The following is a 12,452-nucleotide window of genomic DNA, read 5'->3' as shown; positions in this document are numbered from 1 at the left end:
TTCAGGGTTCCCCTCACGGAACGCTGCATCGCGCGCCGAGGCACCCGGCGGCGAGAGGCTTCATACCGCCGAAGCGGGCGGTGTCCCCTTGCCCACGCGGGCTGAGAGCGCGTTCGCCACGAACGTCAGCTCTCCGTCGAACTCCGCTGGGCGGTCGTCCCCGGTGTGCCGGGCCGTCGCGTGCCGGTGGGTGACCGCGCGCGCCAAAAGGCCGGACGCGTTGTCGATGTCCGCTCCGGTGAGGCGTCCGCCGGTCGCGGCCACGATCACCGAGCGCATCAGGCGGACCAGGTGCTGGAAGCGTTCGGACAGCGCGTCGCGGACTACGTGATGGGTGTCGGCCTCGCGCCACAGCAGATGCGAGAGCCCGAGTGAACCGGCGAACCGGCGGTCGAGCTCGCCGACCAGCCTGCGCAGCGAACCCGCCAGGTCGCCCGGAACGACGACCGCGGCGGGTTCGATGCGTTCGTCCGGCAGCCGGTCGACCAAGGCGGCCAGCAGGTCGGACTTGCGGCGGAAGTAGTAGTGGACCAGGCCCTTCGGGACCCCGGCGCGCTCCGCGATGCGGGACGTCGGGGTCGCTTCGAAGCCGGACTCGGCGAACAGCTCCTCCGCCGCGCACAGGATCCGTTCCTTCGCCGAGTCGTCGGTCATCTCACCTTTCCCAACCAGGGCGTCGCTGCCCCGTCAGTGCTGGCCAGCCATCCGGTGGGCGGCGTTGGCCTCCGGCATCGCGGCCGCGCCGGCGATGATCGTCAGCGCCCCGCCGACCCAGGACGTCCACGACGCCCCGTTGAACGCGGTGTACCCCATCACCCACGGCGCGATGAACAGCAACGCGCCGAGGACGATCTGCACGCCCTCGCCGTAAACCATGCTCGGCGCCGCGAGCGACACCAGGCCGTCGATCGCGATCAGCGCACCGAGGATCACCATCGTCCACACCATCGTGGTGTTCGTGCTCAGCCAAAGGGGTGAAAGAGCGGCGACAACACCAATCACGACCTCGGCCCAGTCGTAGGGCCGCGTCCAGGCGCGCGTCGAGACTTCACTCATTCGTGCTCACCTCCACCGGAAAAGAGCCGTTCAGGGAGATTTCCCATCTCCGATACTCCCCCTTGACTGGCCAGCCGGTCAAGATTCCTTGGTCACACTTCGACTCGTCGAAGGGCCCTCCGTCTCGTACAGTGAGGCCCCCGGTTACCGACGAGTAATTTCGTCCTGTCGCCCGCCGCGACCGACCCCTGGAGGTTCCCGATGACGCACCTCGACGAGATCAAGCAGGCGATCCTGGACGACCGCCTCAACGCGATCGCCGAGCTGCCCGTGCCCGAGAGCTACCGGGGCGTCACCGTGCACGCCGACGAGGTCGACATGTTCGAGGGCCTCGAAAGCCGCGACAAGGACCCGCGCCGCTCGCTGCACGTCGACGACGTGCCGACGCCGGAGCTGGGCCCGGGCGAGGCGCTGGTCGCGGTGATGGCCAGCGCGATCAACTACAACACCGTCTGGACGTCGATCTTCGAGCCGATCCCGACGTTCAAGTTCCTGCGCAAGTACGGGAAGCTCTCGCCGCTGGCCAAGCGGCACGACCTGCCGTATCACGTGGTCGGCTCCGATCTGTCTGGCGTCGTGCTGCGCACCGGCGCGGGCGTGCACAACTGGAAGCCGGGCGACGAGGTCGTCGCGCACTGCCTGAACGTCGAGCTGGAAGGCCCGGACGGGCACAACGACACGATGCTCGACACCGAGCAGCGGATCTGGGGCTTCGAGACGAACTTCGGCGGGCTGGCCGAGATCGCGCTGGTCAAGGCGAACCAGCTGATGCCGAAGCCGGGGCACCTGACCTGGGAGGAAGCCGCCTCCCCCGGGCTGGTGAACTCGACCGCGTACCGGCAGCTGGTCTCGCGCAACGGCGCGGACATGAAGCAGGGCGACGTCGTGCTGATCTGGGGCGCGTCCGGCGGGCTCGGCTCGTACGCGACGCAGTACGCGCTCAACGGCGGCGCGATCCCGGTGTGCGTCGTGTCCAGCCCCGAAAAAGCGGAGATCTGCCGGAAGCTGGGCGCGGAGCTGATCATCGACCGCACCGCGGAGGGCTACCAGTTCTGGAAGAACGAGAACGAGCAAGACCCGAAGGAATGGCAGCGGTTCGGCGCGAAGATCCGCGAGCTGACCGGCGGCGAGGACCCGGACATCGTCTTCGAGCACCCGGGCCGCGAGACCTTCGGCGCGTCCGTCTACGCCGCGCGCAAGGGCGGCACCATCGTCACCTGCGCGTCCACGTCGGGGTACATGCACCAGTACGACAACCGGTACCTGTGGATGAACCTCAAGCGGATCATCGGCTCGCACTTCGCGAACTACCGCGAATCGTGGGAGGCCAACCGGCTGATCGCGAAGGGCCTCATCCACCCGACGCTGTCGAAGACGTACTCGCTCGAAGAAACCGGCCAGGCCGCCCTGGACGTGCACCGCAACGCACACCAGGGCAAGGTCGGCGTCCTCGCGCTCGCCCCGGAAGAAGGGCTCGGCGTGCGAGACGCGGAGCTGCGCGCGAAGCACCTCGACGGAATCAACGCGTTCCGCGGCGCGTGAGGGCAGACCACCTGCCTCTTCGGTCCGGCCGCTCGCCGCACGAGCGGCCGGACCCCGTGGGTGCTCACCCGTCCGTGACCGCGGAGCGACTACGGTGGTGCCATGAGTCTTGGCGATGAACGCGAACTCGTGCCGCTGGGAGCCGGCTTCGACGTAGCGAAGCGGGGATACAGCCGGGCCCAGGTCGACGAGCACCTGGAACGGCTCGACGGCGACCTGAAGATGCTCACCGCCGACCGCGACGCCGCCATCGCCCAAGCCGGCGATCTGGCCCGGCAGCTGGAAGTCGCGCGCGGCGAGATCGCCGACCTGCGCGGTCAGGTGGACCGGCTCGCGCAGCCGCCGACGAGCGTCGAGGGCCTGTCCGAACGCCTCCAGCGGATGCTGCGGCTGGCGCAGGACGAAGCCGCGGACACGCGGGCGCGCGCCGAGGCCGAAGCGGGCCACATCCGGGCCAAGGCGGAGACCGACGCCAGCGCCATGCGCGCCCGGTACGAGCAGCTGCTCACCGAGCTCGACCTGCGCCGCAAGGAGATGGAAGCCGAGCACCGCAAGGTGCTCGAGGACGCGCGCGCCGAGGCCAAGCGGATCACCGACGAGGCCGAGGCCGAGCGCAAGAAGCTCGACGCGGAGTCCGAGGCCCGCCGCACCCAGGTCGAGGAAGACTTCGAGATCGCCATGGCCACCCGGCGCGCCGAGGCGATGCGCGTGCTGGCCGAGCAGGAGGCGGCCAGCAAGGCCGAGGCCGAGCGCCGGGTCCGCGAGGCCGCCGAGGACGCGGCCGCGATCCGGGCGAAGGTGCTGGAGGAGGAAACGGCCGCCAAGGCCGACATCGACCGTCGCCAGCGCGAATCGGTCGCCGACGCGAACAAGCGCCGCCAGGACTCGATCACCGAGGCCAACGCGCGGCTCGCGGAGGCCGCCGACGAGGCCCGCCGCCGCGTCCGCACCGCCACCGACGAGTCCAACCGCCGGATCACCCAGGCCAACGAGCGGGTCGAGGCCCTGCGCGCGGTCCGGGCGAGCCTGGCCGAGCAGGTCCGGTCGGCGCGCACGGTGCTGGCCGAGGCGCAGCACGTGCTCGGCGAGATGGACGGCGAAGTGCCCGCGGACATCAAGGCCTCGGTCGAGACGGCCAACGGGTCCGGGCCGAAATCCGGCGCCAACGGCTCGGCGGGCGGCGGCAAGCCTGCCGCGCAGGGCGGCGGCACGACGGCCGCCCCCGGCAAGGCGGCCCAGAGCGGCGGGGCCACGGCCGCGCAGGCCGGCAAGCCCGGCACCCCGGCCGGGCAGAACTCCGCTGGTCAGGGCGGCAAGAGCGCTGCGGCGGCCAGTGGGAAGCCCGCAGTGAGCGGCGACGTCGAGCAGACCGTCCGGCTGCGGACGTCCGACGTGCCCAAGCCGCAGCCGCAACCGCGTCCGGCGGGGAAACCGACTGGCGAGTAACCTTCCCCCGCGAAGGGGCCGCGCCGCCCCGCTGACCGATTCGCCGGGAGGTTGTGGATGGCTGTCTATCGGACTGTGGTGGTGGGCACGGACGGGTCCGACTCGTCCTTCGCCGCGGTGGACAAGGCCGCCGGAGTGGCTGCCGACGCGGGAGCGACGCTGGTCGTCGTCTGCGCGTACCACCCGGCCAGCCGCCAGGACGTAGAACGCGCGCAGGACGAACTGGGCGACGAGGCCTACCAGGTGGTCGGCTCCGCGCCCGCTGAGGACACGCTGCAGTCCGCACGCGACCGCGCGGCAAAGGTCGGCGCCACGAAGATCGAGACGGTCGCGCTGGAAGGCCAGCCGGTCGACATGCTGCGGAAGGTCGTGAAGGACCGCGAAGCCGACCTGCTCGTGGTCGGCAACCGCGGCCTCAACACCCTCGCGGGCCGGATCCTGGGCTCGGTGCCGTCGGAGGTCGCCCGGAAGTCGGGCGTCGACGTGCTGATCGTGCACACCACCTGAGCCGTGGCGGATTCCCCCCGGGACCTCCAGCAGCGGCTGGAACGTGCCCTGCTGGGCGGTCCCCGCCGCTACACCCGGCTCGACGTCGCGAAACGGGCCGAGGTGCCCGAAGAGCGCTCGCGCCGGCTGTGGCGCGCGCTGGGTTTCGCCACCGTCGAAGACGACGAAGTGGTCTTCACCGACGCGGACGTCGAAGCCATGCGCATCGCCGACGGCTTGGTGAGCTCCGGTTTAGTCGCGCCCGGCATGGAAGTCGCCGTGACCCGCGCCCTCGGCCAGCATCTCTCCCGGCTGGCCGAGTGGCAGGTGCACATGCTGTGGCAGCTGATCACCGAAAACCCGGAACTGGCCCGCAACGACCGCCAGGTCACCCGCCTGGTGGAGCGGCTGCTTCCGGAGCTGGAGCAAGTCCAAAATTACGTCTGGCGCCGCCATCTGGCCGCGTTCGCCGGCCGCGCCTTCGCCAGCCCCGACGAGGACCTGGAAACACGCGCCCTGGTGGTCGGCTTCGTGGACATGGTCGGCTACACGCGCTTCACGAGAGAAGCCGACGAAGAAGAGCTGACCCAGGTCCTGGACGGCTTCGAATCCCTCGCTACCGAAGTCATCGCCGAACACCACGGCCGAGTAGTGAAAATGATCGGCGACGAGGTCCTCTTCGTCACCGACACCCCCGCCGACGGCGCGGAAATCGCCCTGACCCTAGCCGAACGCACCGGCGAAGACGGCGGCCTCCCCGCAGTGCGAGCAGGCATGGCGTCGGGCCGCGTCCTGTCCCGCTTCGGCGACGTCTACGGCTCCGTCGTGAACCTAGCCGCAAGACTCACCTCCGCCGCCCGCCCCGGCACCGTACTGGTCGACCGCGAACTAGCCGGGGAACTGGACCCCCTGCCGCAATTCGACCTCCGCACCCGCCGCCCCATCGCAGTACGCGGCTACAACCGCCTCCGCCCCTCCGCCCTCCGCCGGGCCAAGGACAAGCCGACCGGCCTCTTCGCGACTTCACAAGAACTGGCCGCGGAAATGCTGGGGCTAGGCGACACCTCTCCGCCCGAAACCCCCGAGCCCAACGACTTCCCCACCCCGCGCAAACGCCGCCGACGCCGCTGACCCCCGTCCGTCTGTGAGGGGAACCCTGAGGAACTCTGATTCCCGCAGGGTTCCCCTCACGACCGACGCTCGCCCGCGCCGCACGTAAGGGGCTCCGTCACGACCGACGCCCGCCCGCACCCACCCACGCCCTGTGTGAGGGGAACCCTCACGCACTTAGCCCCCTCAAGGCCCCTTCCCAAACCACCCCGCAGCCCCAGCCGCCGGGTAATCACCCCAACGCCACGTTGGGTGCGACCCACACACCAAACGCCACATTGAGCGCATCACCCGCACCCAAAACCACATTGGGGCACGAGCCCCTCCCCATCCGCCACCACCGCACCCCAGCCATCGAAGCACCCAGCCCCTCCCCCACACCCCGATACGAAGCCTTCTCTGCGGTTCGGGGGTGGTTGTCAAGGCATCTTTCCCGCCTTGACAAGCACCCCCGAACCGTCAGCACAATCAACCTTCGGGGTGCCCCACGCACGACCCCACGCGCAATGTCGCCGCCAGGCGACGAGCCGCCCTACCCCACCTCAAGCATCAAAATCCACAGTCACCCGCTCAGAAACCGGATGCGACTGACAAGTCAGCACAAACCCAGCCTCCACCTCAGCCTTCTCCAACGCGAAATTCCGCCGCATGTCCACCGCCCCCTCAGTCACCCTCGCCCGGCAAGTCCCGCACACCCCGCCCTTGCAAGCAAACGGCAAATCCGGCCGAAACCGCTGCGCCCCGTCCAGCACCGACGACTCCCGGGGCAGACTCATCGTCGTAGAACGCCCATCCAAAACCAGCGTCACCTCAGACGAAGCCCCAGCCACCGCAGGATCGACATGCTTAACCGGCTCCGGCGGCACATCGTCCACATAGAACAACTCCTGATGCACCCGCTCCCCCGGAACCCCCAGCGAAGCAAGGAGATCCTGCGCGGAGGTCACCATCCCAAACGGCCCGCACAGCCAAAAATGATCAACATCCTCAACCGGCACAATCGACTCGAACAGCGCCCGCAACTTGTCCGCATCCAACCGCCCAGTGAACAACTCAGCCTCACGCGGTTCCCGGGACAACACATGCACCAGCTCCAACCGAGCCGGATACCGATCCTTCAAATCCGCCAGCTCATCAGCGAACATCACCGTGTCAGTACGCCGATTCCCATAAAGCACAGTAACCGAAGCGTCCGGCGTACCCAGCAACGAAGCCGCAATCGACAACACCGGCGTAATCCCCGACCCAGCAGCGATCAGCACATGATGCCCACCAGCGGCAAGATCCGGAGTAAACGACCCAGCAGGTGCGGAAACCTCAACGGTATCCCCCGGCCGAACCTCATTGACCAGCCACGACGAGAACACCCCGTCCGGCACCAACCGCACCCCAACCCGCGGCCGCTCCCCCGCCGCGGCACAAATCGAATACGACCGCCGCTCATCCCGCCCGTCGACAACCCGGCGCAACGTCAACGACTGCCCAGGCGCGAACGCGTAAACCGAAGCCAATTCGGAAGGCACGTCAAACGTCACGGCCACAGCGTCATCGCAAAGCCGCTCAACCTCAGCCACCCGCAACGGATGGAACCCGGCACGGCGGGAAACGGTGGCAGTCACTCAAATCTCCTTGACGTGTTCAAACGGTTCCCAGCAAGACCGGCACCGCCGCAACGCTTTGCACGCGGTCGCACTGAACCGGGACTGCTCTTCGGTGTCCATCGACCCGCACCGCGGACAAGCCACCCGCCGCACCGAAGGCCCGAGCGTCAACGGAATCGGCCCCGACCGCCGCGGCGCGGCTCCTGGCGGCGCGATCCCCGCCTCCGCCAGCTTCCGCCGCCCGTCCTCGCTGATCCAATCCGACGTCCAAGCCGGTTCCAGCACCGTACGGATATCGACCTCGGCATACCCCGCACCTCGCAGGGCATGCTCCAGGTCGTCCCGCATCGTGTCCATGGCCGGACAACCGCTATAGGTCGGCGTAATGGAAACCGTCACCCGACCGTCCTCTTCGGACACTTCGCGCAGCACACCCAGATCCGCGAGCGTCAGCATCGGCAACTCGGGATCAGTGACCTTCGAAGCCACGGCCAGCGCGCTCACCACGACGCCCCCGGCATAGCCCGAGCCACACTCTGCAGCTCAGCCAGCAGGAACCCCATCTGCTCGGTATGCACCCCGTCGCGCCCAGTACGCCCGGAAACCCCGGCGATAGCCCCGATCTCCGGCCGCTCCAACGTAGCCGCAGCCAACGCTTGATCCACAACAGCGTCGAACTCCGGCCGCAACGAAGCAGCATCCACCAGCTCATCCGGATGCGTCGCGAACAACTCCTCGACATACGGCCACACCGCGGCCAGCCCCTCGGCCATCCGCTCCCGCGACAACGCAGTCCCGTCACCCAACCGCACCAGCCATTGCGCGGCATAATCCCGGTGATACGCCAGTTCCTTCACACCCTTGGCCGCGATCGCCGCCAGCACCGGGTCCACACTGGACTCCAGCCGCTGAAACAACGCCAGCCGCCAAGTCGAAAACACGAACAGCCGCGCGATCAAATGCCCGAAATGCCCGCCACCCAGCTCAGCCAGCCGCACGTTCCGGAACTCGTTCTCCGCGCGCAAGAACGCGAGCGTGTCCTCAGACCGGTCGGTACCGTCCGCCTTGCCGGAACGAGCCAGCAGCAACCGCGCCTGGCCGAGCAGATCGAGGGCGATGTTCGCGATCGCGACTTCGTCCTCCAGCTCCGGCGCGTTGCTGACCCACTCCTGCAACCGGTGCGAGAAGATCAACGCGTCGTCGCCGAGCATCAGGCAGTACGCGGCCAGTCGCGCACCGTCCACTCCGGACGGCACCGAAGTGTCCACACCGGACAGCGGATCGGCGAACCCGGTACCGAAGGCCCACCGCGCGTCGTTGTCCTCGGTGATGGCTTCGTAGACGTTGTCGAAAGACATCCCAGACCTCACATGTGGGGAACGTTGTCGGGAATGTCGTAGAACGTCGGGTGCCGGTACACCTTGTCCCCGCTGGGCGCGAAGAACGGGTCCTTCTCGTCCGGCGACGACGCGGTGATGTCCGAGGCGCGCACGACCCAGATCGACACACCCTCGTTGCGGCGTGTGTAAAGATCGCGCGCGTGGTGCAACGCCATCTCGTCGTCCGCCGCGTGCAGCGAACCCACGTGCACGTGGTTCAGCCCGCGCTTCCCGCGGACGAACACCTCGTACAACGGCCAGTCGTGCTTCATGCCGAAACCTCTTTCTTGGCCGCGTGCACCGCCGCGGCTTCCCTGACCCACGCGCCCTCTTCGTGCGCCCGCCGACGGTGCGCGATCCGCTCCGCGTTGCACGGGCCGTTGCCCTTGAGCACGTTCTTGAACTCGTCCCAGTCGACCGCGCCGAAGTCGTAGTGCTCCCGCTCGGGATTCCACCGCAGGTCCGGGTCCGGGAAGGTCACGCCGAGCGCCTCGGCCTGCGGCACGGACATGTCGACAAAGCGCTGCCGCAGCTCGTCGTTGGTGTGCCGCTTGATCTTCCACGCCATCGACTGCGCGGTGTTCGGCGAATCCGCGTCCGGCGGGCCGAACATCATCAGCGACGGCCACCACCAGCGGTTCACCGCCTCCTGCACCATGTCCCGCTGCTGCCGCGTGCCCTTCATCATGGTCATCAGCAGCTCGTAGCCCTGCCGCTGGTGGAAGGACTCCTCTTTGCAGATCCGGATCATCGCCCGCGCGTACGGCCCGTACGACGAGCGGCACAGCGGCACCTGGTTGCAGATCGCCGCGCCGTCGACCAGCCAGCCGATCACGCCGACGTCGGCGAAGGTCAGCGTCGGGTAGTTGAAGATCGACGAGTACTTCTGCCTGCCGGTGATGAGCTTGTCGGTGAGGTCCGCGCGGTCCGCGCCGAGCGTCGCTGCCGCGGAGTACAGATACAGCCCGTGCCCGGCCTCGTCCTGCACCTTCGCGAGCAGAATCGCCTTGCGCCGCAGCGAAGGCGCGCGGGTGATCCAGTTGCCTTCCGGCTGCATGCCGATGATCTCCGAATGCGCGTGCTGCGCGATCTGGCGGATCATCGTCTTGCGGTAGCCCTCGGGAACCCAGTCGCGCGGTTCGATGCGCTGGTCCCGTTCGATGGTGTGCTCGAACAGGGCTTCCAGTTCCGGCTCTGCCACAGCGGTCACGGCTGCTCCTTCGAGACGAGGGTGAGCACGTCGTACTTCGCGACCGAGTCGCCGTCCTGGTTGGTGACGTCGGCGTCCCAGCGGACTTCGCCGTAGTCCTGGTCGATCCGCGGCGTGATCTGCTTGGCCGTCAAGGTGACCGTCAGCGCGTCGTCCACCTTCACCGGCGTGAGGAAGCGCAGGTTCTCCAGGCCGTAGTTGGCCAGCACCGGACCCGGCTCCGGCGAGACGAACAGGCCCGCGGCGAACGAGACGACCAGGTAGCCGTGGGCCACGATCCCGCCGAACAGCGGGTTCGCCGCGGCCGCCGCTTCGTCGGTGTGCGCGTAGAAGGTGTCGCCGGTGAACTCGGCGAAGTGGTCGATGTCGGCGCGGGTGACGGTGCGCGGACCGGCCACGACGGTGTCGCCGATGCTCAGCTCCGCCAGCGACTTCCGGAACGGGTGCTCGCCTTCGACACGCGGCCCGCCCTCGACCCACCGGCCGGTGACCGCGCCGAGCACCGTCGGGCTGCCCTGCACGGCCGTGCGCTGCATGTGGTGCAGCACGCCGCGGATACCGCCCATTTCCTCGCCGCCGCCCGCGCGGCCGGGACCGCCGTGCACCAGCTGCGGCATCGGCGAACCGTGTCCGGTGGATTCCTTCGCGTCGTCGCTGTCGAGCACGAGCAGCCGGCCGTGGTACGGCGCGACGCCCAGCACGATTTCGCGCGCGAACACCGGGTCGCCGGTCACGACCGAACCGGCCAGGCTGCCGCCGCCGCGTGCCGCGAACTCGATGACCTGCTTGACCGACGTGTACGGCATCAGCGTGGACACCGGGCCGAACGCCTCGACCTCGTGCGGCTCGGCGCGCTCCGGGTCGGCCTTGAGCAGGATCGGCGAGATGAACGCGCCGGTCGCCTCGTCGCCGTCCACGACGTCGACGTGCTCCGGGTCGCCGAAGACGATGCTGCCCGCGTCGAGCAGCGCCTTCAAGGAACGACGCACCTCCTCGCGCTGCTCCAAGCTGGCCAGCGCGCCCATCCGGACGCCCTCAGCGTTCGGGTTGCCCACCGTCACCTTGGCGAGCCGGGCGCTGACCGCCTCGGCGACGTCGTCCAGCATTTCGGCCGGGACGAACGCGCGGCGGATCGCGGTGCACTTCTGGCCCGCCTTCACCGTCATCTCGGTGACCAGCTGCTTGACGAAGAGGTCAAACTCCGGCGTCGACGGCCGGGCGTCCGGGGCGAGGATCGAGCAGTTCAGCGAGTCGGCCTCGGCGTTGAACCGCACCGAATTCCGCACGATCGCCGGGTGCGCGCGCAGCTTTTGCGCGGTCGACGCGGAACCGGTGAACGACACCAGGTCCTGCGCGGTGACGTGGTCGAGCAGGTCGCCGACGCTGCCCGCGACGAACTGCACCGTACCCTCGGGCAGGATCCCGGATTCGACGATCAGCTCCACGAGCCGCGCGGTCAGGTACGCGGTCTGGCTGGCCGGTTTGATCAGGCTCGGCACACCGGCGAGGAACGCGGGCGCGAACTTCTCCAGCGGGCCCCACGCCGGGAAGTTGAAGGCGTTGATCTGGATCGCGACGCCCTGCAGCGGGGTCGCGATGTGCTGCGCGACGAACGTGCCGCCGCGGCTGAGCGGCTCGACCGCGCCTTCGACGTACACAGTGTCGTTCGGCAGCTCGCGCTTGCCCTTCGAGCCATAGCTGAACAGAACGCCGATGCCGCCGTCGATGTCGAATTTCGAGTCGCCGAGCGTCGCACCCGTGCGCGCCGACAGCGCGTACAGCTCTTCACGGTGCTCACGCAGGTGCGAGGCGAGCGCCTTCAACAGCGCGGCCCGCTGATGGAACGTCAGCTTCCGCAACGCCGGACCGCCGACCTTGCGGCCGTACTCGAGCGCCGCGGCGAAGTCGATCCCCTCCGACGAAATCCGGGCCACTTCCTCCCCGGTCGCCGCGTCGTGCAACGGGGCGCCTTCACCCGGCGCCGTGTGCCATCCCCCGGAGACGTAGCTGCGGAGCAGAACCATGCCGACCCTCTCGCCGAATTACCAACCGGACGTTCAGTAATTCGCAGGATAGCCGTTCTCCCCGCTGATCGGAACCCCCGCATTGCTTGACACCGCCTGAATCGCGGCCTTTACTGGGCTCGCGCCGGGTTTACCGGCCATTCGGTCAGTAAGTCACCGTCCCGGAGGCCTAGCTCGTGACCCGCAACGCCGCGCACGCCATGTTCGACACCGACGAGGCGTCCCGCTCCCTCGGCATCGAACTCGTCGAGGCGGCCGAGGGCCGCGCGGTGGCCACGATGAAGGTCACCGAGACGATGGTCAACGGGCACGACATCGCCCACGGCGGTTACGTGTTCCTGCTCGCTGACACCGCTTTCGCTCTCGCCTGCAACACGCACGGGCCGGTCACCGTCGCCGCGGGTGCGGAGATCTCGTTCGTCGCCGCCGGAAAACTGGGCGACCACCTCGTCGCGACGGCCGCCGAGCGCACCCGCTACGGCCGCAACGGCATCTACGACGTCACGGTGCACCGGGAGACCCCCGAGGGACCAGAGGTCGTCGCCGAATTCCGCGGCCGCAGCCGCGTCATCGAGAAAACCCGGGAACCACAGTGACC

The 12,452-nt window shown here is 68.7% G+C and carries 13 protein-coding genes; 5 read left to right on the top strand and 8 right to left on the bottom strand.

Annotated features, from left to right (window positions below; all coding sequences use genetic code 11):
* Positions 1-60 precede the first annotated feature (60 nt).
* Positions 61-654 carry a TetR/AcrR family transcriptional regulator gene (locus tag ACZ63D_RS26505; RefSeq protein ID WP_465357069.1) on the bottom strand — a complete coding sequence of 198 codons (594 nt, stop codon included), beginning with the start codon at positions 652-654 and terminating at the stop codon, positions 61-63.
* Positions 655-687: 33 nt separating this feature from the next.
* A complete protein-coding gene (locus tag ACZ63D_RS26500; RefSeq protein WP_465357068.1) occupies positions 688-1,056 on the bottom strand; it encodes an SPW repeat domain-containing protein in 369 nt (122 codons plus the stop codon).
* A 201-nt stretch (positions 1,057-1,257) separates the two neighbouring features.
* On the opposite strand from ACZ63D_RS26500, the gene ccrA reads away from it, so the two are divergent.
* From ccrA to ACZ63D_RS26480, 4 genes are all read left to right on the top strand, one after another.
* Positions 1,258-2,598, top strand: a complete 1,341-nt coding sequence (gene ccrA, locus ACZ63D_RS26495; protein WP_465357067.1) for a crotonyl-CoA carboxylase/reductase — start codon at positions 1,258-1,260, stop codon at positions 2,596-2,598.
* 102 nt (positions 2,599-2,700) lie between these two features.
* On the top strand, positions 2,701-4,044 hold the full coding sequence (locus tag ACZ63D_RS26490; RefSeq protein WP_465357066.1) for a chromosome segregation protein: 1,344 nt from the start codon (positions 2,701-2,703) through the stop codon (positions 4,042-4,044).
* A 57-nt stretch (positions 4,045-4,101) separates the two neighbouring features.
* Positions 4,102-4,551 carry a universal stress protein gene (locus tag ACZ63D_RS26485; protein WP_465357065.1) on the top strand — a complete coding sequence of 150 codons (450 nt, stop codon included), beginning with the start codon at positions 4,102-4,104 and terminating at the stop codon, positions 4,549-4,551.
* A gap of 3 nt (positions 4,552-4,554) precedes the next feature.
* Complete coding sequence (locus ACZ63D_RS26480) at positions 4,555-5,661, top strand: adenylate/guanylate cyclase domain-containing protein (RefSeq protein WP_465357064.1); 1,107 nt, start codon at positions 4,555-4,557, stop codon at positions 5,659-5,661.
* 521 nt (positions 5,662-6,182) lie between these two features.
* Here the strand turns inward: ACZ63D_RS26480 and paaE are convergent.
* From paaE to paaZ, 6 genes are read right to left on the bottom strand one after another with little or no spacing between them, the layout of a single operon-like run.
* Positions 6,183-7,259: a 1,2-phenylacetyl-CoA epoxidase subunit PaaE gene (gene paaE, locus ACZ63D_RS26475; protein ID WP_465357063.1), complete on the bottom strand. Its 1,077-nt coding sequence runs from the start codon at positions 7,257-7,259 to the stop codon at positions 6,183-6,185.
* Positions 7,260-7,748: a 1,2-phenylacetyl-CoA epoxidase subunit PaaD gene (gene paaD, locus ACZ63D_RS26470; RefSeq protein ID WP_465357062.1), complete on the bottom strand. Its 489-nt coding sequence runs from the start codon at positions 7,746-7,748 to the stop codon at positions 7,260-7,262.
* On the bottom strand, positions 7,742-8,599 hold the full coding sequence (gene paaC / locus ACZ63D_RS26465) for a 1,2-phenylacetyl-CoA epoxidase subunit PaaC (RefSeq protein WP_465357061.1): 858 nt from the start codon (positions 8,597-8,599) through the stop codon (positions 7,742-7,744). Before paaC ends, paaD begins: the two co-directional genes overlap by 7 nt.
* Positions 8,600-8,607: 8 nt before the next feature.
* A complete protein-coding gene (gene paaB, locus ACZ63D_RS26460) occupies positions 8,608-8,892 on the bottom strand; it encodes a 1,2-phenylacetyl-CoA epoxidase subunit PaaB (protein ID WP_009073848.1) in 285 nt (94 codons plus the stop codon).
* Positions 8,889-9,830 carry a 1,2-phenylacetyl-CoA epoxidase subunit PaaA gene (gene paaA / locus ACZ63D_RS26455; RefSeq protein ID WP_465357060.1) on the bottom strand — a complete coding sequence of 314 codons (942 nt, stop codon included), beginning with the start codon at positions 9,828-9,830 and terminating at the stop codon, positions 8,889-8,891. The genes paaB and paaA overlap by 4 nt, the downstream gene beginning before the upstream one ends.
* Positions 9,827-11,854 (bottom strand): phenylacetic acid degradation bifunctional protein PaaZ, encoded by a 2,028-nt coding sequence (gene paaZ / locus ACZ63D_RS26450; RefSeq protein WP_465357059.1) that lies wholly within the window; start codon positions 11,852-11,854, stop codon positions 9,827-9,829. Before paaZ ends, paaA begins: the two co-directional genes overlap by 4 nt.
* Positions 11,855-12,054: 200 nt before the next feature.
* Here paaZ and paaI point away from each other — a divergent pair, with 200 nt between their 5' ends.
* The gene (paaI, locus tag ACZ63D_RS26445; protein WP_465357445.1) at positions 12,055-12,450 is read left to right on the top strand and encodes a hydroxyphenylacetyl-CoA thioesterase PaaI; all 396 of its coding nucleotides are present in this window, start codon (positions 12,055-12,057) and stop codon (positions 12,448-12,450) included.
* Positions 12,451-12,452: the final 2 nt, after the last annotated feature.

It is taken from the genome of Amycolatopsis sp. NPDC104775 (assembly GCF_055583325.1).
The sequence above is the reverse complement of the archived record's forward strand: the minus strand, read 5'-3'. Positions and strand labels throughout refer to the sequence as shown.